Consider the following 18,985-nt stretch of genomic DNA (forward strand, 5'->3'; position numbering starts at 1 on the left):
AGATTCCTTGCCCGGCCCGCGACGCCGGTCAGGAAAGAGCCGTCATCTATCATGAACAGCGGCCCCTGACCAGCATTCGCAGCAGGTGGCACCGGCGGAACCTTATGGCACCACCAATGCCCCGGCATTCAGATCATCGCCATACCGCCATTCACATGCAGCGTCTGGCCCGTGACATAGGATGCCTCGGTGGATGTCAGATACAGCACGGCGGCGGCGATGTCATCGGGTGTACCCAGGCGGCCGGCGGGAATGCGGCTGTTCATCGCCTCCTTCTGGGCGTCGTTCAGGACGTCGGTCATGGCCGTGGCAATCATGCCGGGCGCCACCGTATTCACGGTGATGCCGCGCGTCGCCACCTCCTGGGCCAGCGCCTTGGACATGCCGATCATGCCGGCCTTGCTGGCCGCATAGTTCACCTGACCGGGATTGCCGGTGACACCGACGACGGAGGTGATGCCGATGATGCGGCCCCAGCGGCGCTTCATCATGCCCTTCACGGCGGCGCGGGCCAGACGGAAGCCGGCCGTCAGGTTCACATTGATGACGCTGTCCCAGTCATCATCCTTCATGCGCAGGATCAGGCCGTCGCGCGTCAGGCCGGCATTGTTGACCAGGATATCAACCGTGCCACCCAGCGCGACCTCGGCCTTCTTGAACAGATCCTCCACCTGCGTGGGATCGGACAGGTTGGCGGGCACAACCACCGCGCCTTCCCCCAGTTCGGCGGCCAGCGCTTCCAGCGCCTCCACCTTGGTCCCGTGCAGGGCCACCTTGGCGCCCTTGGCATGCAGGGTACGGGCGATGGCGGCGCCGATGCCGCCTGATGCACCCGTGACCAGGGCTGTCTTGCCGCTCAGGTCGAACATGGAAAACCTCCAGATATGAAAAGGCGGATCAGCCCAGGGTAAAGGCGTCGATATCGGCCGGCAGGCCGACGGAACTGGCGACCAGTTCCTTGTCGATACGCTTCACCAGACCGGCCAGCACCTTGCCGGCACCCAGTTCGACCAGTTCCGTGACGCCCTGTTCCTTCATGAACAGCACGCTTTCACGCCAACGGACGGCCCCCGTGACCTGTTCCACCAGCAGGCGGCGGATGGTCTCCGGATCGGTCACGGCCGACGCGGTCACATTGGCGACAAGGGGGGCGACCGGGGAAACGATGGATGTCGCGGCCAGCGCCTCTGCCATGGCATCGGCGGCCGGCTGCATCAGCGGGCAATGGAAGGGGGCGGACACGGGCAGCAGCATGGCGCGCTTGAACCCGCGCTCCGCCGCGATCTTGATGGCCCGTTCCACGGCCTCCTTATGGCCGGACACCACCACCTGACCGGGGGCATTGTCGTTGGCGGCGGTGCAGACCTGGCCCTGGGCTGCCTCTGCCGCGATCTCGCGCGCAGCGTCCAGGTCGGCACCCAGGATGGCGGCCATGGCGCCGACACCGACCGGAACGGCCTTCTGCATCGAACGCCCGCGCAGCTTCAGCAGGCGGGCCGTGTCGGACAGGGTGATGGCACCGGCGGCACACAGGGCCGAATATTCACCCAGGCTGTGGCCGGCGACGAAGGCGGCCTTGGACAGGTCCAGGCCCTTTTCCGTGTGCAGGACACGGGCAACGGCCACCGATACGGCCATCAGGGCCGGCTGCGCATTCTCGGTAAGGGTCAGATCCTCGCCCGGGCCGTCAAACATCAGGGCGGAGAGCTTTTGCCCCAAGGCCTCGTCCACCTCGGCGAAAGTATCGCGGACGATAGCAAAACGCTCGGCCAGTTCGCGGCCCATGCCGACGGCCTGGCTGCCCTGGCCGGGAAAGACGAAAGCGCGGGTCATGGATAAGTCCTGCAATAAATCCGATGCGGCCTTGATACAGCGGCGAATGGCCCTGTCAAGCCATCCGGACCGTCGGGACAGGCGGCAAACGACATGACGATTACGGCAGGTTCCCCTAAGCCGATGGAAATATTGGAGATGACTGCCACATGCCGGCCCGGTGTCTCTGAACGGATCGAAGCGCGATACGGCGTGTCAAGGACGCCCACCCATCCGGAATCGAGTCCGTCGGCACTTCTTGCGATCACCGGCCACCCCTATAATGTCGGCGTTCCTGCCCGCGTGGCGGCGGGATATGGCACGGAACGGACCGCCAAACATCCGGAAGGGCATCCAGCAGGCTGCATGATGAAAAGGTTTGATCGGTGTCGTCTCGTGGCCCTGCTTGCAGGGGTCCTTCTGGCTGCACCGCTGCCCGTCGTCCGGGCCGGAGAAATGGTGATCTATGGTGTGGAAGAGGCCTCACCCGTCACCTTGATGATCTCCACCTCCCCCACCACGCTGGACACGCACGGCATCCCGCAACCGGCACTGGGGCGATGGCTGGCCCATATCGCGGATAAGGCCCAGGTCCGGCTGACGATCCGTCCCTTCACCGGCACCGTCCGGCTGGAGGATCGGATGCGCGAACCCGACACCTGTGCGCTGGGCTATGCGCGCCTGCCCTCCCGCGAGGATACGGTGCATTGGCTGTACGAGGTGAAGCGGGACCGCATGGTCTTCGTGACGCGTCAGGCCGATAATTTCAGCGGCACTCTGGCCGACCTGCTGAAACTGGCCGGGGGCAAGCTGGCCGCGCCCAGCGGCGTCTATCGCACCATCCTGGAAAACCGGGGCATCCGCCATACCGTCATCGATGACCAACGGCAGTTGGCGCGAATGGTCGATGCGGGCGATCCGCGGTTCGGGCTGCTGATCGGCGGCTCCCTGGCATCACCGGAGATCAAGGCGCTTAATCTCCGCGTCGTGGCGGAACTGCCGGAACAGGGGTTCTGGCTGGCCTGTTCGCGTGATATGCCGGACGCCGTCCTGGAACGGATCGGCACGACGCTGCACTCCCCCGCGTCCGAACAGTTGCATCGGGAAACCATGACCACCTTGCTGCCGGCCCTGGCCACCGATCCCTGATCACGGCCCATGCGGCACCGGCACCCCGCCCATGCCGGCCCGAACCCGCGCCTCCCCTTGCGTGTGCGGCCGCATTCTGTATAGTGCGCGCCTTCCGAAACCCCGCCGGTGCTTGGCCAAGGCGCCGGCTAGGACCGTGCGGCTGACCTGGAACCTGTTCCGGACACAGCGGCGGACCATCAATAGCCATGGGGAGTTTTATGGCACTTTACGAAACCATCCTGATTTTCCGTCAGGACATCTCCTCGACTCAGGTTGAAACCCTGACCGAGACCTTCAGCAACATCCTGAAGGAACAGGGCGGCTCCGTCGTCAAGACCGAGCAGTGGGGTCTGAAGACCCTGACCTACCGGATCAAGAAGAACCGCAAGGGTCATTATGTCTATCTCGGCCTGGACGCCTCCGCGGCGGCCGTTGCCGAAATGGAACGTAACCTGTCGATCAACGAAGACGTGCTGCGCGTCATGACCGTCAAGGTCGAAAAGATCGATGAAGGCCAGACCGCCATGCTCGCCAACAAGGGCGAGCGCGCAGAGCGTGGCCCCCGCGGTGGCTTCGGCGACCGTGGCCCCCGTCGTGAATTTGGCGACCGTGGTCCGCGCGAGGGCGGCTTCAGCCGTGGCCCGCGTCGTGACGCCGCCGTGGAAGGTGAAGGAGATCGCGCATGACCACCGAACGTCCCCAGGGCGCTTCCACGGGTGGCGCTCCCCGCTCCGGCGGTGGTCGTCGTCCGTTCTTCCGTCGCCGGAAGACCTGCCCGTTCTCCGGCCCGAACGCGCCGGCGATCGACTACAAGGACATCAAGCTGCTGTCCCGGTTCATCTCCGAGCGTGGCAAGATCGTCCCGTCCCGTATCACCGCCGTTTCGGCGAAGAAGCAGCGTGAGCTGGCCCGTGCTATCAAGCGCGCCCGCTTCCTGGCTCTTCTGCCCTACGTCGTCAAGTAAGCCAGGAGAAAAGACATGGACGTCATTCTGCTGGAACGCGTCGAAAAGCTGGGCCAGCTTGGTCAGGTGGTCAAGGTGAAGCCGGGTTATGCCCGTAATTACCTGCTGCCGAAGAAGAAGGCCCTTCGTGCAACCAAGGAAAACCTCGCCTATTTCGAAGGCCAGAAGGCGCAGATCGAAGCGCGCAATCTGGAACTGAAGAAGGAAGCCGAGGTTGTGGCCAAGAAGGTCGATGGCGTTTCCGTCGTCGTCGTTCGTCAGGCCGCCGAGTCCGGCGTGTTGTACGGTTCGGTCACCTCGCGCGACATCGCCGATGCCGTGACTGCTGCCGGCACCACGATCGCCCGCTCGCAGGTCGCCATCGCCGATCCGATCAAGACCCTGGGCCTGTTCAAGGTCAAGGTTGTCCTGCATCCGGAAGTCGCCGTGAGCGTCACTGTGAACGTGGCCCGTTCGGTCGAAGAAGCCGCTGTCCAGGCCGCCCGTGGCGGCATGGTCAACAGCCGCGACGAAGACGAGGACGAGGAAGAAGCGGTCGAAGAGACCGAAGCCACCGAGGAAACCGAGGCCTGATCAAGGCCCCGGATGCCGGATGGAAACAGCCGGCACCTCTGGTAGCGATAAAGGGCGGTCCCTTTCGGGGGGTCGCCCTTTTTCTTTTGGGCATCTTTTCGACGATACCGGGCATGACTACCTTCTCAAGACGTATCAGCGGCTTGGGGGGGATCCGACATGCTGTTGTTCCGTTTTCTGCGTTCCATCATCGGCCACGGCAATCTGACCGTCATTGATGCGCGTGGACAGAAGCATCGTTTTGGATCGGAAACAGCCGGCCATAAACCGGTTACCGTTCGCCTGACCGATCCAGCCCTGGAGTGGAAGCTGGGCCTGCATCCCGGCCTTTTTGCCGGGGAGGCCTATATGGACGGCACCCTTCAGATGGCGGAGGGCAGTCTCTATGATTTCATCGATCTGGTGACGCGCAATGCCGGCTTCAGCCATCTGGGCCCGACCGGCGCGGTCCTGCAGCGGTTCGGTGTGGGCCTGCAGCGGTTCATCCAGCAACGCAACCCACTGGACCGGTCACGCCGCAACGTGGCGCACCATTACGACCTGTCGCGGCAATTCTACGACCTGTTCCTGGATGCCGACCGCCAATATTCCTGCGCCTATTTCCCCCGGCCGGGGATGAGCCTGGAACAGGCGCAGGAAGCCAAGAAGCGGCATATCGCGGCAAAATTGCTGCTGAAACCCGGATGCCATGTCCTGGATATCGGCTGCGGCTGGGGCGGCATGGCGTTGACGCTGGCCAGGCAGGCGGATGTGCAGGTGACCGGCATCACCCTTTCGACAGAACAGCTTGCGGTCGCCCGTGAACGGGCCGCCGCCGCCGGCCTGTCGGACCGGGTGCGGTTCGAGCTGTGCGATTACCGTGAACTGCCGGGCCGGTTCGACCGGATCGTCAGTGTCGGCATGTTCGAACATGTCGGCGTCCCCCAATATCCCACCTTCTTTGCCCGTATCCGCGACCTGCTGGCCGATGACGGGGTAGCCCTGCTGCATTCGATCGGCCGGACAGAGGGACCGGGCACGACCAATCCCTGGATTCGCAAATACATCTTCCCCGGCGGCTATTCCCCCGCCCTGTCGGAGGTGACGCCGGCGGTGGAGGGGGCCGGTCTCTGGCTGACCGACATGGAAATCTGGCGTCTGCACTATGCCGAGACCCTGCGCCATTGGCGCGAACGCTTCCTGGCAAGGCGGGAAGAGGCGAAGGAGTTGTATGATGAGCGGTTCTGCCGCATGTGGGAATTCTATCTGGTGGGGGCCGAATGCGCCTTCCGCCACCAAGGACATATGGTCTTCCAGATGCAGTTGGCTCGCGACGTCGCCGCCGTACCGCTGGCCCGCGATTACATGCTGAGCGACGAACGGCGGATGGAGGGTCGGCAGACGAGGGCGGCGTAGATTTTTGCCGGTGATGCCCGCAGATCGGAACCCGTCGCGGGGATTAACCGGAATCGATCTTATCCACAGCTTATCCCCACATTTCATCCACCGGCTTTTCGTCAGCCCTGCCCGTGTGATGGCGTGACGTTGGCAGATGGCGCCGCTAGAATGCCGCCGCCATGGATACCAAGCTGATCGACCCCGCCGGCTTCGCCGGCAACGCCCCCGTCACCTACCGCACGCCACCCCATAACGAGGAGGCGGAGCAGACGGTGCTGGGCGCCATCCTTGTCAACAACAAGGCCTTTGAAAAGGTTGGCGAATTCCTGCGGCCGGAGCATTTCTTCGACCCGGCCAACCAGAAGATCTATCAGGCCGTCCTGAAGATGATCGACCGGGGTCAGGTGGCCAACCCGATTACCCTGAAGGCCTATTTCGAACAGGATCGCGACCTGTCGGAAATCGGCGGCCCGGAATATCTGGCCCGTCTGGCCGCCGCCATCGTCACCGTCCATAATCTGGAAGATTACGGGCGTATCATCCATGACGCCTATCTGCGCCGGCAGTTGATCGAAGTCGGCGAGGACATGGTCAACCAGGCTTACAAGCACGACATCGACGTCGCCGCCAACGACCAGATCGAGGATGCGGAAAAGAAGCTGTTCGAGCTGGCGGCCACCGGCGACATCAAGGGGGACTTCATCCCCTTCGACCGGGCGCTGACCGCCGCCATTGCCACCGCCGAAGCCGCCTTTCGCCGGTCGAGCCACGTGACCGGTGTCACGTCGGGTCTGCGCGATCTGGATACCAAGCTGGGTGGCCTGCATCCCAGCGATCTGCTGATTCTGGCCGGTCGCCCGTCCATGGGTAAAACGGCGCTGGCCACCAACATCGCCTTCAACGCTGCCAAGGCCCATATGCTGTCGGGCGGCAAGGAGGGGGCGCCGGTCGGCTTCTTCTCCCTGGAAATGTCGGCCGAACAGCTGGCCCTGCGTATCCTGGCAGACCAGGCTGAGGTGTCGGGCGACAAGATCCGCCGTGGCGAGATCACCGCCACCGATTTCCCGAAATTCGTGGAGGCTAGCCAATATCTGGCCCGCGTCCCCTTCTTTGTGGACGATACGCCGGCGCTGACCATTACGGCCGTCCGCACGCGTGCCCGCCGGTTGAAGCGCACCCATGGCCTGGGCCTGGTCGTGGTGGACTATTTGCAGCTTCTGCGCGGCGGCGGTTCGGGACGGGGCGAGCAGAATCGTGTGCAGGAAATTTCGGAAATCACGCGGGGCCTGAAGGCCATCGCCAAGGAACTGGACCTGCCCGTCATCGCCTTGTCGCAGTTGTCGCGTTCGGTGGAAAGCCGGGAAGACAAGCGGCCGCAGCTTTCCGACCTGCGTGAATCCGGCTCGATCGAGCAGGATGCCGACGTCGTGATGTTTGTGTTCCGCGAACAATATTATCTGGAACGCGCCGAGCCGGGCCGCCGGCCCGACGAGTCGGAAGACAAGTACAATGACCGCTATGCACAATGGCAGGACCGGCTGGCCCAGGTCCACAACACCGCCGACGTGATCATCGGCAAGCAGCGTCACGGCCCCGTCGGCACCGTGCGCCTGTATTTCGACGGCAACTATACCCGCTTCGGCGATCTGGACACGCAACATGGCGGCGGATCGTATGACGAGTGAGGTGGCGGGGCTGCTGGACAGCCCCGAGGCGGCCCGTGTCGGCGCCGTGCTGGTCATCGATCTGGCGGCTCTGACGGCCAACTGGCGCGACATGGCGGCCCGCGCACCGGGCGCCGAATGTGCCGCCGTGGTGAAGGCCAATGGCTATGGGCTGGGGGATGTCGCCGTGGCATCCGCCCTGTGGAAGGCTGGTGCCCGCAGCTTTTTCGTGGCCGATATCGAGGCCGGGGTGCGGGTAAAGACCGCCCTTCCCGCCTCCCGCACCATCGTACTGCATGGTGTTCCGGCCGGGACCGAAGCCGAACTGGCGGCGCGCGATCTGGTCCCGGTGCTGAGCAGCCTGGCGGAGACTGAGCGCTGGGGCGCACAGGCGCGGCTTCTGGGCCGAAAGCTTCCGGCCTTTATTCATATCGATACCGGAATGAATAGGCTGGGACTGCCCCCCATAGAATTGGACCGCTTGTGCAACGATCCAGTCAATCTGCTGGCTGGCATCGATCTGCAGGCCTGGATGAGCCATCTGGCCTGTGCCGACGATCCGGACAATCCGTTCACGGCCGAGCAGTTACGGCGGGTGCGGATGGCGCTGGCCCGTTTGCCGAAGGCGCCGGTCAGCCTGTCCAATTCGGGCGGTATCTTCCATGGGGCCGATTACCATTTTGATCTGGTGCGTCCAGGAATCGCGCTCTATGGCGCCAATCCGGCCCCGTGGCTGCCGAATCCCATGCGCCCGGTGATCCGGCTGCTGGCCCGGATTCTCCAGGTCCGCGATGTGGCGCCACCGGACACGGTGGGCTATGACGCCACCCACCGCATCACGGCGCCCGGAACGGTCGCCGCCTTGGGCATGGGCTATGCCGATGGCTATCCCTGGGCCCTGGCCGGCAAGGGAATGGCGATGGTGGGTGGGTATGCCGTCCCCCTGATCGGCCGCGTGTCCATGGATTTGCTGACGGCAGATGTGACGGGCGTGCCGGAGCATCTGCTGCAAGTCGGCGGCTGGGCCGACATTATCGGCCCGCACCGCGATGTGGATCAGGTGGCACGCGAGGCCGGCACCATTGGATATGAGATATTGACGCGCCTCGGCTCGCGCTATCACCGCGCCTATGTCGGCGGATGATCAGGCCGTGATCGACACGAAGGATTCCGTGGTCTGAATGGCGATGGTCATGGTTTCGGTATAGGTGCTGGTATAGGTCACCTCCGCGACCGACCCGGCATCCACGCCACCGGCCTCGGCTGCTCCGCCAGGGTCCAACGTTTCCAGCGTGCCGTTCAACCGCTCCAGCGTCTCCCCCGCTGCCGCCAGATCGTCGCGTGACGCCTTCAGCGTCTCTTCAAACTCCTGCTTCTCCTCCTCGCTCATCCACAGCGTATTGCCCTTGTTGGCTTCGGCCTGGGTCAGCAAGGTGCGGGCGCGACCCGCAAAATCGCGGACCTCCTGCACATAGGCACGGGCGTAGGAGACGGGGATTCCGCCGGCTGTCATGCCGGGCTGCGGTTCCACAGGCTTTGCAGGGTCAGGTTCACCCCGCGCGATGGCGGCGGCACGTTCGGCGGGGTCGACAGACCGGCCCTCGACCAGATTCTTCGCTTCATCCGCCAGATCGCGCGTCATACCCGTTGCTTCACGGGCGATGGTCGCCAGCTTGCGTGCATCGCCGCGCGCCGCAGCCTGACGCGCTTCCTGTTCCAACTCGCTCATGCGGCGCTTGGATTGGTTCAGCTTTTCGCCAGCAGCCTTGCGGTCGATCTCCGACCGGGCCTTATCCATGTATTTGCTGAGTTCTTCGACCCGCGCGGCGCTCTTGGCAGCCTCTTCGAATCCGCCGCCACCAATCCCGACATCCATCAGGCGTTTGAAGACATCCTGCTGGGTCTTGCCCTGGTATTCGGGCCTGTCGACCTTTTTGAACCGCTCTTCCACCGCCTTGTCGACATGGCGGTCAATAGCCGTCTTCATCGCCTGCGTATTCGTGGCGCCGAAGAGCGAGCCCGCGTTTAGCGAGATCATGGGCTCCCCCAATATATCGATCATTTTGATCCGAATAAAAGGTAAGCCACTCGCGTCCTACGGGCAAGAAGCTAAAAATGTATCTTTAGTGATAATCGCCTAAACAAAGCCGCCCGGCGGATCACTCCACCGGGCGGCATCACTCACAACCAAGCCATTGGAAAAGCTTAGTTCTTGGACTTGTCCACCAGCTTGTTGGCGGAGATCCAGGGCATCATGGCGCGCAGCTTGGCGCCCACTTCCTCAATCGGATGCTCAGCCTCGATGCGGCGGGTGGCCTTGAAGGACGGGGTGCCGGCCTTGTTTTCCAGCATCCAGTCACGCACGAAGCGGCCCGACTGAATGTCAGCCAGAACGCGCTTCATCTCGGCCTTGGTCTCATCCGTCACGATGCGCGGACCGGTGACATAGTCACCATATTCGGCCGTGTTGGAGATGGAGTAGCGCATGTTCGCGATGCCGCCTTCGTAGATCAGGTCCACGATCAGCTTCACTTCGTGCAGGCACTCGAAATAAGCCATTTCCGGGGCATAGCCGGCTTCGACCAGCGTCTCAAAGCCCGACTGGATCAGCTTGGTCAGGCCGCCGCACAGCACCACCTGCTCACCGAACAGGTCGGTCTCGCACTCTTCCTTGAAGGTGGTCTCGATGATGCCCGAACGGCCACCACCAACGGCGGAGGCATAGGACAGCGCAACGTCGAAGGCATTGCCGGAAGCATTCTGGTGAACGGCGACCAGGCAGGGAACGCCGCCGCCCTTCTTATATTCGCCGCGCACCGTGTGGCCCGGGCCCTTCGGCGCGATCATGAACACGTCCGTGTCCGGGCGCGGCTCGATCAGGCGGAAATGCACGTTCAGGCCGTGGGCGAAGGCAATGGCGGAACCCTGCTTCAGGTTCGGGCCGATCTCATAATTGTACAGGTCAGCCTGATGCTCGTCCGGCGTCAGGATCATGATCACGTCGGCGGTGGCGGCAGCCTCGGCCGGGGTGACGCAGGTGAAGCCGGCGGCTTCGGCCTTGGCGCGGGTCGGCGAATTGGCCTTCAGCGCGATGATCACGTCGGTTACGCCGCTGTCGCGCAGATTCTGGGCGTGGGCATGGCCCTGGCTGCCATAGCCGACGATGGCGACCTTCTTGCCCTTGATCAGGTTGACGTCGGCGTCGCGATCGTAATAGACGCGCATGGGAATGTTCCTTCGTTCTGCACTGCTGTGGTCAGGTCCGGACCCCGGCACGGGGTTCCGGCATTTCGGGTTATGGTGTTTACAGGGTCGAGGTGCCGCGCGACAGGGCGGCAGCGCCCGTGCGGCTGATATCGACCTCGCCCAGTTGCTGCATCAGGTCGATGAAGCGGTCCAGATCATCGGCGGTGCCGGTGAGTTCGAACACAAAGCTGTTGATGGTGGCGTCCACCACGCGGGCCTTGAACACATCGCCGATGCGCAGGGACTCCACACGCTTCTCGCCATTGGCCACGACCTTGACCAGGGCCATCTCCCGCTCGATGAACGGGCCTTCCAGGGTCAGGTCCTTGACCTTGTGCACAGGCACCAGACGGTCAAGCTGCACCTTGATCTGTTCGATGATCATGGGCGTGCCCGACGTGACGACGGTGATGCGGGACAGGTTGTCGCTGGCATCAATCTCCGCCACGGTCAGGCTTTCGATATTATAGCCACGGCCGGAAAACAGGCCGATGACACGCGCCAGCACGCCCGGCTCGTTATCGACGAGAACGGAGATGGTGTGGCGGCGGATGGTCGTATCTTGGGTCACGGGGCGAGGCTCCGGAAAATCAGGTCTTGGTCGGGCGAGGGGTACGGGGGGGCCGGTTTACACCAGCACCATCCCCTCCTCCGGCGTGGCCTCGGCCACCTTGTCTGCCGGGCCCAGCAGCATCTCGTTATGCGCCTTGCCGCCGGGGATCATGGGGAAGCAATTTTCCTTCTGATCCACGCACATATCGACGATCACGGCGCGCGGCGTGGCGATCATCTCCGCGATAACATCGTCCACTTCCGAAACCTTGGTGGCGCGCAGGCCCACGCCGCCGAAGGCATCGGCCAGCTTCACGAAGTCGGGCAGCGCCTCCGAATAGCTTTCGGAATAGCGCGAGCCGTGCAGCAGTTCCTGCCACTGCCGGACCATGCCCATCCACTGATTGTTCAGGATGAACACCTTGACCGGCAGGCGGTATTGCAGGGCCGTGGACATTTCCTGGATGTTCATCTGGATCGATGCCTCACCGGCGACATCGATGCAGAGCGCGCCGGGATTGGCGATCTGGGCACCGATGGCGGCGGGCAGGCCATAGCCCATGGTGCCCAACCCGCCCGAGGTCAGCCAGCGGTTCGGCTTGTTGAAGGGCAGGAACTGCGCCGCCCACATCTGATGCTGGCCCACCTCGGTGGAGATGAACACATCGTCGCGGCCGGCCACGGCGGCGCGCAGGCGTTCCAGCGCATATTGCGGCTTGATGACCTTGTCGGTCTTCTCGTACTTCAGGCAGTCCTTGGACCGCCAGACGGCGATCTGATCCCACCAGGACTTCAGCGCCGCCTGATCGGCCCGCTTGTTGCGCGCCTTCCAGATGCGGATCATGTCTTCAAGGACATAGGCCGCGTCGCCGACGATGGGCAGGTCCACTCGGACATTCTTGTTGATGTTCGACGGGTCGATATCGATGTGGATCTTCTTCGATCCGGGGCTGAATTCGCTGACCTTGCCGGTCACGCGGTCATCGAACCGGGCGCCAACGCAGATCATCAGATCGCAGCCATGCATGGCCAGATTGGCCTCGTAGGTGCCGTGCATGCCCAGCATGCCCAGCCACTGCTGATCATGCGCGGGATAGGCGCCCAGACCCATCAGGGTGGTGGTGCAGGGATAACCCGTCATGCGCACAAGTTGCGTCAGCAACTGGCTGGCGACCGGGCCCGCGTTGATGACGCCGCCACCGACATAGAAGATAGGGCGCTTGGCATTGGCCAGCATCTCCACCGCTTCCTCAACCTTGTTGAGGTCGGGCTTCACCTGCGGACGATAGGACTTGGGCTGGCTTTCGCCCGGCGTGCGATAGACACCGTCGGCAAACTGCACATCCTTGGGGATGTCGATGACGACGGGACCCGGACGGCCATTCTTGGCCACATAGAACGCCTCGTGCAGCGTGCGGGCCAGATTGTTGACGTCCTTGACCAGATAATTGTGCTTGGTCGCGGGCCGCGTGATGCCGGTCGTGTCGCATTCCTGGAACGCGTCATTACCGATCAGGTGCGTGGGCACCTGACCCGTCAGGCAGACGATGGGGATGCTGTCCATCAGCGCATCAACCAGGCCGGTAACGGCATTGGTGGCGCCGGGGCCGGACGTGACCAGCACGACACCGACCTTGCCGGAAGAGCGTGCATAGCCTTCCGCCGCATGGACGGCGGCCTGTTCATGGCGAACCAGGATATGCTTGATCTGGTTCTGCTTGAACAGCGCGTCATAGATGGGTAGTACCGCTCCGCCCGGATACCCGAAGATCGTATCTACACCTTGGTCCCGAAGGGCCTTGATGACGATTTCCGCACCGGAGAGGATGGTTCCCGAAGACATGGCAGACGCTTTCAAACAGTTCCAACGGGGTTGAAAAACGCCGCCTTTCGCAGGGGCGAAGGGCGACGTGGCGGCACCCTAGACGGAACCGGAAAGATGGTCAACCGGTTTTGGCAATGTTCTTAGTCATGCCTGTCATGATACGGTCATAAAATTTCGCGAACACCCCTTCGGATGCAAGTTCCGTCGAATCCAACCGCACTGCGGTAGGCATCTGGTTGCGGAACCATGTCAATTGGCGCTTGGCATAATTGCGCGTCAACTGCTGTGCCTTGGTAATCGCGGTTTCACGATCCAGGGCACCGGACAGGATGGCGGCAATCTCCGGCACGCCCAGCGCCTTGCATGCCGGCAGGACAGGATCAAGATTTTGCGCCATCAGGGCCGCCACCTCCTGCTCCGCCCCTTGCGCCAGCATGACCAGGAATCGGCGATCACATTGTGCGTAAAGGTGCGGGCGCGGCGGTTCGACCACCAGGGTGGTGAAGGACAGGTGTGTGGGCACGTCCGTGGGCGGGGCGGCCTGCCAATCGCTGATCGACCTTCCCGTGGCCTGGATCACTTCCCAGGCGCGGATCAGGCGCTGGCTGTCGGTAGGGTGCAGACGGGATGCGGTGGCGGGGTCGATTGCCGCCAGCCGCGCATGCAGGCCGGGACTGCCGATCTCCGCCTGCAAATCCATGGCGGCCTGACGCACGGATACCGGAATGTCGGGGATGTCGGACAGGCCCTGCATCAGGGAGCGCAGGTAAAGGCCGGTCCCGCCCACCACGATGGGCAAAAGCCCCGCCGCATGCGCCCTATCGATCTCCGCCAGCGCCAGTTCCCGCCAGCGCGCCGCACTCATCCGCACCGACGCGGGCACGACACCATATAGAGTGTGCGGCGCCTCGGCCTCGTCCGCCGCCGACGGGCGCGCGGTGACGATGCGCAGATCGGCATAGACCTGCATAGAGTCAGCATTGATCACCACGCCGTTGGCACGCTTGGCAAACGCAAGCGCCAGCCCGGACTTGCCGGAGGCCGTGGGGCCGCCCATGATGAGGACGGGGCGGGGGGCGGTAATGTCGGGTTGGGCGCGGTACTGGCTCATGGGCTGGTGTTACCCCCTGCCCCAAAGCTTGGCAAGCAGACCATGGACCGCCCGCGCCGATGGCAGCGACAGGGTTTACCATTGCCGAGCCAGGTTGACCTGGGCCATGCCCTTGGCTTCAAGTGTGACTACTGTCTCAAGATGCAGTTCTGCTGTTTTTCGTCGCTGGAGCCTGCCTTCTCAGTCCGCAATTCCGCCAAGGCGGACCTAGCAGCCACACGAACCATTGGCGCAGTGACCTTGCCATAGTTGGCAAGCTCCACCCGTGCGCTGGGCTCATCATAATTCAGCGAGAAGCCGTTGAATGTAGCAGCCGATAGCACCTTGGCATCCTTGTCCAGGGTCGCGTTCTGGAGATAGGTCTTTCTCTTGTTGTACAGAAGTGTAAAATCGCCCAGATAGTTGACCTTACCAGCTTCAATATTAAATACGATCGTGACCTCCGAACAAACAAATGTTGTCGACGTTTGACCGGGAATCCCAAAGACAAAGTATTGAATAAAATATTGTCCCGGATAAATTTCGGAACTTAGAAAAGTCCTTTTCTTTTCCCTGATATCCTTAAGGGAGGTATAGTTTCGCATTTGCAGATACTGGGCTTTTGAATTTTCATCGACAGGTGCGAAATTCAACGCGACAGCGGGCTCCCCCATATGATCGGCATCATTGCGGATACCCACCAGAACAAGGGCCTTTTCCTTGTCATCGGGTGCCAGGGTGAAGCCATAACCGGCACCAGTCGAGATACAGCCACCAGTTAACATCACACACAAAATCGCCAATGCCGGGGCGACGAAGGAACGAAACATCTTACCCGACATGCCTCACCTCATTTGAGAATCTAAACTATTAATATCAAAATTTAGAAACCATGCCACCGACAACTATCCCGATAACGCCTTAAAGATCGACGTCCCCGGGTATCGGCAGGGAAGCATCCCCGCCCCCCGCCGCGCCCCATTGCACTCCCGCCCGCCAGCGGCGATAAGGGCGGCAATCGACCACCTCCTATGGACGGGACCTACGATGCTGCGCCAAGTCTTGACCCTGATCGCCGATCCGGCCGCCTTCAAGATGGATGATGCCGTCGCCAAGACCGCGCGTGCGGCCCTGGCCAATCTGGGGGCGCAGACGGCGCCGGCAGACTGGCTGGTGCCGGGCATTGCCTGCGATATCGGCTTTGACGGGCTGAATGACGATCAGGCGCAGGCCGCCGTGGCCAAGGCGCTGGCGGGCAAGCCGGTGGATATCGTGGCCCAGCCTGTTGAGGGTCGGCGCAAGTCGGTGCTGGTCGCCGATATGGAATCGACCATCATCCAGCAGGAGATGCTGGACGAGCTGGGCGATCTGGTCGGTGCGCGCGAGCGCATCGCCGCCATCACCCATCGCGCCATGAATGGCGAGATCGACTTCAAGGGAGCATTGCGTGAACGCGTAGCGCTGCTGGCGGGACTGGATGCCGGTGTGCTGACCCAGATGATCGGCCGCATCACCTATATGCCGGGGGCAGCCACCCTGATCGCGACGCTGAAGAAGCATGGCGTCTACTGCGCCCTGGTGTCGGGCGGGTTCAAGACCTTCACGGCCCATGTGCGCGAAACGCTGGGCTTTGACGAGGATCAGGCCAATGACCTGGTTGTCGAGGATGGCAAGCTGGCCGGGACCGTGTTTGAACCGATCCTGGACAAGGATGCCAAGCATCAGGCCCTGATCCGCATCACCGCCGCCAAGCGTGTGCCGGTGGCAGCCAGCATCACCGTAGGTGATGGCGCCAACGACCTGCCCATGCTGATGGCGGCCGGCATCGGCGTTGCCTATCACGCCAAGCCCAGCGTCGCCGCCCAGGCCCGAGCCCGTATCGACCATGGCGACCTGACGGCCCTGCTCTATATTCAGGGATACAGGGCTGAAGAAATCGTGGTGGCGTAAGGCCGTCACCGGCGGCAGCATGGGTGCTTCCACGGTTATGGAGTGCCCTGCCCATGCCCGCCTTCCCCATTGAAACATTGCTGATGTTCATGGCCGCCGCCCTGGCGCTGAATCTCACGCCCGGCCCGGACATGCTGTTCTGCCTGGGCAGCGGGGCGCATCGCGGACCGAAGGCGGGTATCGCGGCCTCCCTGGGGGTGGCCTGCGGGGCCATGGTGCATACGGCGGCTGCGGCCTTCGGGCTGGCCGGGTTGCTGATGGCCTCTCCCCTGTTGTTTGAGATCGTGCGCTGGACGGGGGCGGCCTATCTGGTCTGGCTGGCCTGGAACACCTTCCGCGCCGCGCCCCCGGTCGCCGACGGCACGAAGGTGACGCAGAAGGACATCGGCCGCATCTTCCTGCGCGGCGCCGTCACCAACATGCTGAACCCCAAGGTGGCCATCTTCTTCCTGGCCTTCCTGCCACAATTCATCGATCCCGCGCGCGGCAGCGTCGTGGTGCAGGCACTGGTCCTGGGAACCATGATGAACATTTCCGGCACCATCGTGAATGCCGCCGTGGGCGCGGGTGCGGGCGGTCTGGGCCGGCATCTGGCCCGCAACCGGATGGCGGCCAAGGTGCTGAATTATCTCTCCGGTACCGTGTTCCTGGGTTTGGCGGTGCGTCTGGGCTTCATGAGCCGGGTTTAGGGGATGGTCAGGACGTCCGCCATTCCGGCGCGGATGGCGGCGCGGTCAACCTCATCCTTGTTCTGGGACAGCTTGGCCTTGCCCTCCAGCCTGTCCACATGCAGCACGACGCCGACAATGCCGCGCAACATGGCGGCGATATAGTCGGCGGGCGCATCGGCCACCTGCCACGCCCGTTCCCGCCCCGTCTCATGCCGGTCGGTCAGGCGGGTGACGATGTCCAACAGCCCGGCCGCGTCCTCCACCACCTCCAGCCGTCCATGGGCATGGATGGTGACATAATTCCAGGTGGGCACGACCTTGCCCGTCTTCTGCTTCTCCGCGTACCAGGCGGGCGTGACATAGCCATCAGCGCCCTGAAAGATGGCCAGCGACGGCACGGCGGGATCAAACCGCTTCCAATGCGGATTGGCGCGGGCCACATGGCCGATCAGACGTGTCCCCCCAGCCGACCGGTCCAGCAGCAGGGGCAGCGGCGTGGACAACAGTCCCCCCTCACCCAAACTGACCAGCGTGGCAAAGGACATGGTTTCCAGAAGGGTGAGCACTTCACCCTCCTCCATCTTGAAATGCGTCGGATTGTACATCGTCGTCGGGTCCTGGCAGCAACCCTTCCTTCCTGACGCAACGGCCGCGGCTGTGCATTCATTGTCTTGTCATAAGGACAAGGTTGCATCCGCCTTCCCTTCCCCGCAGCATCGACGCCGATGGCAGGGGGAGTGCGACATGCCCGGTTTCGGGGAAGCTTTGCGATTCTGGTTCTGGCTGGGCTGTGTCAGTTTTGGCGGCCCGGCGGGGCAGATCGCATTGATGCAGCAGGAACTGGTGGACAAGCGGCGCTGGATCGACAACACGCGATTCCTGCACGGACTGAACTTCGCCATGCTGCTGCCGGGGCCGGAGGCACAACAGCTCGCAACCTATGTCGGCTGGCGCCTGCATGGCACGCCGGGTGGGCTGGTGGCGGGCGGGCTGTTTGTGCTGCCGGGGGCGCTGGTACTGCTGGGCCTGTCCTGGCTGGCGGCGGAACATGGGGATCTGGCCTGGGTCGCGGCCCTGTTCGACGGGGTAAAGCCGGTCGTCATCGCCATCATCGCCGCGTCGGTCTGGCGCCTGGGAAGGCGTACCCTGAAAGGGCCGGCTCCGTTGATGTTGGCGCTGATCGCCTTTCTGGGCCTGTATCTGGGACACCTGCCCTTCCCCGTACTGATCGCCGGTGCCGCCCTGATCGGGTATCTGGCGGCAAAGGCCGGCAAACCGCTATTCGCCCCGGCAGGGCATGGTGTGACGGACGATTTTGTGCCCGATGATCGCCCCGCTGACCGCAGCGCCAAACGCCTGCTGCGGCTGTCATTGCTGTTTGCGGCCCTGCTGCTGGTACCGGTCGTCGCCATCGTGCTGTTGCTGGGCCGACAGCCCTGGGCCGATATCGCCGACCTGTTCACCACCTCGGCCTTCGTCACCTTCGGTGGCGCCTATGCCGTGTTGCCCTTCATCGCGGAACGGGCGGTGGAGACCTATCACTGGCTGACCCCGGCCGACATGGTGAACGGTCTGGCCCTGGCCGAAAGCACGCCGGGGCCGTTGATCCTGGTCACGCAATATGTCGGCTTCTTTGCCGGCTGGAACCATCCGGGCGGCCTGTCACCGCTGGCGGCGGGAATAACCGGGGCGGTCCTGACCACCTATGTCACCTTCCTGCCCTGCTTCTTTTTCATCTTCGCCGGTGCCCCCTATGTCGAGGCACTGATCCATAACCGCGCGGCGGCGGGGGCCCTGGCCGCCATCACGGCGGCGGTGGTCGGCGTCATCCTGAATTTGGGTGTGGTGCTGGGAGAAGCGGTGATCCTGCCCGGCGGGCGGGTGGATTGGGTTGCTCTGCTGGTCGCCGCCATCGCCCTTATTGCCATGTTGCGTTTCAAGCTGGCGGTGCACTGGCTGGTGCTGGCGGGAGCTGCGTTCGGGCTGCTGCGAATGGCCGTCGGCTAGGGTCTGTGGGGATTCAGCGCGAATTGATGACAGCAGCGGCGAGATAGATCATGGCTTCAAAGCTTTTGTCTGTTTTGCAAGCTCTCATGGCGATGCGCTTGAACTCCTTGAGTTTGCAGAAGA

General features: G+C 63.1%; 19 protein-coding genes and 1 pseudogene. 10 read left to right on the forward strand and 10 right to left on the reverse strand.

The genetic code is table 11. From position 1 onward, the window contains the following. Positions 1 to 128: 128 nt before the first annotated feature. Both fabG and fabD read right to left on the reverse strand, forming a co-directional pair. The gene (fabG, locus tag KBA48_RS11745; protein ID WP_292906436.1) at positions 129 to 869 is read right to left on the reverse strand and encodes a 3-oxoacyl-[acyl-carrier-protein] reductase; all 741 of its coding nucleotides are present in this window, start codon (positions 867 to 869) and stop codon (positions 129 to 131) included. Between the two features lie 28 nt (positions 870 to 897). Further along, the gene (gene fabD, locus KBA48_RS11750) at positions 898 to 1,833 is read right to left on the reverse strand and encodes an ACP S-malonyltransferase (RefSeq protein WP_292906438.1); all 936 of its coding nucleotides are present in this window, start codon (positions 1,831 to 1,833) and stop codon (positions 898 to 900) included. A gap of 375 nt (positions 1,834 to 2,208) precedes the next feature. Between fabD and KBA48_RS11755 the strand changes: the two genes are divergently transcribed. The 7 genes from KBA48_RS11755 to alr all read left to right on the forward strand — a co-directional run bounded on the left by KBA48_RS11755 (position 2,209) and on the right by alr (position 8,665). Further along, a complete protein-coding gene (locus tag KBA48_RS11755; protein WP_292906440.1) occupies positions 2,209 to 2,961 on the forward strand; it encodes a hypothetical protein in 753 nt (250 codons plus the stop codon). Between the two features lie 200 nt (positions 2,962 to 3,161). Then, a complete protein-coding gene (rpsF, locus tag KBA48_RS11760) occupies positions 3,162 to 3,629 on the forward strand; it encodes a 30S ribosomal protein S6 (RefSeq protein ID WP_292906442.1) in 468 nt (155 codons plus the stop codon). Then, complete coding sequence (gene rpsR / locus KBA48_RS11765; RefSeq protein WP_292906444.1) at positions 3,626 to 3,907, forward strand: 30S ribosomal protein S18; 282 nt, start codon at positions 3,626 to 3,628, stop codon at positions 3,905 to 3,907. Before rpsF ends, rpsR begins: the two co-directional genes overlap by 4 nt. Positions 3,908 to 3,922: 15 nt before the next feature. Further along, complete coding sequence (gene rplI / locus KBA48_RS11770; RefSeq protein ID WP_292906446.1) at positions 3,923 to 4,480, forward strand: 50S ribosomal protein L9; 558 nt, start codon at positions 3,923 to 3,925, stop codon at positions 4,478 to 4,480. Between the two features lie 159 nt (positions 4,481 to 4,639). Then, the gene (locus KBA48_RS11775) at positions 4,640 to 5,875 is read left to right on the forward strand and encodes a cyclopropane-fatty-acyl-phospholipid synthase family protein (RefSeq protein ID WP_292906448.1); all 1,236 of its coding nucleotides are present in this window, start codon (positions 4,640 to 4,642) and stop codon (positions 5,873 to 5,875) included. Between the two features lie 161 nt (positions 5,876 to 6,036). Next, complete coding sequence (locus KBA48_RS11780) at positions 6,037 to 7,542, forward strand: replicative DNA helicase (RefSeq protein WP_292906450.1); 1,506 nt, start codon at positions 6,037 to 6,039, stop codon at positions 7,540 to 7,542. Next, the gene (gene alr / locus KBA48_RS11785; RefSeq protein WP_367273834.1) at positions 7,532 to 8,665 is read left to right on the forward strand and encodes an alanine racemase; all 1,134 of its coding nucleotides are present in this window, start codon (positions 7,532 to 7,534) and stop codon (positions 8,663 to 8,665) included. Before KBA48_RS11780 ends, alr begins: the two co-directional genes overlap by 11 nt. Here the strand turns inward: alr and KBA48_RS11790 are convergent, their stop codons facing one another. The 6 genes from KBA48_RS11790 to KBA48_RS11815 form a co-directional block, all read right to left on the reverse strand. Continuing rightward, entirely contained in the window at positions 8,666 to 9,508 is an 843-nt protein-coding gene (locus KBA48_RS11790; RefSeq protein ID WP_292906454.1) for a hypothetical protein, read from the reverse strand. A gap of 218 nt (positions 9,509 to 9,726) precedes the next feature. Beyond that, the gene (ilvC, locus tag KBA48_RS11795; protein ID WP_292906456.1) at positions 9,727 to 10,746 is read right to left on the reverse strand and encodes a ketol-acid reductoisomerase; all 1,020 of its coding nucleotides are present in this window, start codon (positions 10,744 to 10,746) and stop codon (positions 9,727 to 9,729) included. Between the two features lie 79 nt (positions 10,747 to 10,825). Beyond that, on the reverse strand, positions 10,826 to 11,338 hold the full coding sequence (gene ilvN / locus KBA48_RS11800; RefSeq protein WP_292906458.1) for an acetolactate synthase small subunit: 513 nt from the start codon (positions 11,336 to 11,338) through the stop codon (positions 10,826 to 10,828). Positions 11,339 to 11,395: 57 nt separating this feature from the next. Continuing rightward, positions 11,396 to 13,162: an acetolactate synthase 3 large subunit gene (locus KBA48_RS11805; RefSeq protein WP_292906459.1), complete on the reverse strand. Its 1,767-nt coding sequence runs from the start codon at positions 13,160 to 13,162 to the stop codon at positions 11,396 to 11,398. Positions 13,163 to 13,262: 100 nt separating this feature from the next. Beyond that, positions 13,263 to 14,255, reverse strand: coding sequence for a tRNA (adenosine(37)-N6)-dimethylallyltransferase MiaA (miaA, locus tag KBA48_RS11810; RefSeq protein ID WP_292906461.1), 993 nt, complete (start codon positions 14,253 to 14,255; stop codon positions 13,263 to 13,265). A gap of 128 nt (positions 14,256 to 14,383) precedes the next feature. Continuing rightward, on the reverse strand, positions 14,384 to 15,076 hold the full coding sequence (locus KBA48_RS11815; protein ID WP_292906463.1) for a hypothetical protein: 693 nt from the start codon (positions 15,074 to 15,076) through the stop codon (positions 14,384 to 14,386). A 208-nt stretch (positions 15,077 to 15,284) separates the two neighbouring features. Between KBA48_RS11815 and serB the strand changes: the two genes are divergently transcribed. Next, on the forward strand, positions 15,285 to 16,184 hold the full coding sequence (gene serB / locus KBA48_RS11820; RefSeq protein WP_292906477.1) for a phosphoserine phosphatase SerB: 900 nt from the start codon (positions 15,285 to 15,287) through the stop codon (positions 16,182 to 16,184). Positions 16,185 to 16,237: 53 nt separating this feature from the next. Continuing rightward, positions 16,238 to 16,873: a LysE family translocator gene (locus KBA48_RS11825; RefSeq protein WP_292906465.1), complete on the forward strand. Its 636-nt coding sequence runs from the start codon at positions 16,238 to 16,240 to the stop codon at positions 16,871 to 16,873. On the opposite strand, the gene KBA48_RS11830 is transcribed toward KBA48_RS11825, so the two are convergent. Continuing rightward, a complete protein-coding gene (locus KBA48_RS11830; protein WP_292906467.1) occupies positions 16,870 to 17,460 on the reverse strand; it encodes an FMN-binding negative transcriptional regulator in 591 nt (196 codons plus the stop codon). The genes KBA48_RS11825 and KBA48_RS11830 overlap by 4 nt on opposite strands. 139 nt (positions 17,461 to 17,599) lie before the next feature. Between KBA48_RS11830 and chrA the strand changes: the two genes are divergently transcribed. Further along, a complete protein-coding gene (chrA, locus tag KBA48_RS11835; protein WP_292906469.1) occupies positions 17,600 to 18,862 on the forward strand; it encodes a chromate efflux transporter in 1,263 nt (420 codons plus the stop codon). 13 nt (positions 18,863 to 18,875) lie between these two features. Here chrA and KBA48_RS11840 read toward each other — a convergent pair. After that, positions 18,876 to 18,985: pseudogene (locus KBA48_RS11840) on the reverse strand (IS5/IS1182 family transposase); the annotation flags it as partial.

The sequence above is a fragment of the Niveispirillum sp. genome, from assembly GCF_017996735.1.
Classification (GTDB): Bacteria; Pseudomonadota; Alphaproteobacteria; order Azospirillales; family Azospirillaceae; genus Niveispirillum.

Excerpts from the sequence above, each read along its gene's own strand:
- fabG (WP_292906436.1), bottom strand. The coding sequence starts at position 869 with ATGTTCGACCTGAGCGGCAAGACAGCCCTGGTCACGGGTGCATCAGGC.
- fabD (WP_292906438.1), bottom strand. The coding sequence starts at position 1,833 with ATGACCCGCGCTTTCGTCTTTCCCGGCCAGGGCAGCCAGGCCGTCGGC.
- rpsF (WP_292906442.1), top strand. The coding sequence starts at position 3,162 with ATGGCACTTTACGAAACCATCCTGATTTTCCGTCAGGACATCTCCTCG.
- rpsR (WP_292906444.1), top strand. The coding sequence starts at position 3,626 with ATGACCACCGAACGTCCCCAGGGCGCTTCCACGGGTGGCGCTCCCCGC.
- rplI (WP_292906446.1), top strand. The coding sequence starts at position 3,923 with ATGGACGTCATTCTGCTGGAACGCGTCGAAAAGCTGGGCCAGCTTGGT.
- KBA48_RS11775 (WP_292906448.1), top strand. The coding sequence starts at position 4,640 with ATGCTGTTGTTCCGTTTTCTGCGTTCCATCATCGGCCACGGCAATCTG.
- KBA48_RS11780 (WP_292906450.1), top strand. The coding sequence starts at position 6,037 with ATGGATACCAAGCTGATCGACCCCGCCGGCTTCGCCGGCAACGCCCCC.
- alr (WP_367273834.1), top strand. The coding sequence starts at position 7,532 with ATGACGAGTGAGGTGGCGGGGCTGCTGGACAGCCCCGAGGCGGCCCGT.
- KBA48_RS11790 (WP_292906454.1), bottom strand. The coding sequence starts at position 9,508 with ATGAAGACGGCTATTGACCGCCATGTCGACAAGGCGGTGGAAGAGCGG.
- ilvC (WP_292906456.1), bottom strand. The coding sequence starts at position 10,746 with ATGCGCGTCTATTACGATCGCGACGCCGACGTCAACCTGATCAAGGGC.
- KBA48_RS11805 (WP_292906459.1), bottom strand. The coding sequence starts at position 13,162 with ATGTCTTCGGGAACCATCCTCTCCGGTGCGGAAATCGTCATCAAGGCC.
- miaA (WP_292906461.1), bottom strand. The coding sequence starts at position 14,255 with ATGAGCCAGTACCGCGCCCAACCCGACATTACCGCCCCCCGCCCCGTC.
- KBA48_RS11815 (WP_292906463.1), bottom strand. The coding sequence starts at position 15,076 with ATGTCGGGTAAGATGTTTCGTTCCTTCGTCGCCCCGGCATTGGCGATT.
- KBA48_RS11825 (WP_292906465.1), top strand. The coding sequence starts at position 16,238 with ATGCCCGCCTTCCCCATTGAAACATTGCTGATGTTCATGGCCGCCGCC.
- KBA48_RS11830 (WP_292906467.1), bottom strand. The coding sequence starts at position 17,460 with ATGTACAATCCGACGCATTTCAAGATGGAGGAGGGTGAAGTGCTCACC.
- chrA (WP_292906469.1), top strand. The coding sequence starts at position 17,600 with ATGCCCGGTTTCGGGGAAGCTTTGCGATTCTGGTTCTGGCTGGGCTGT.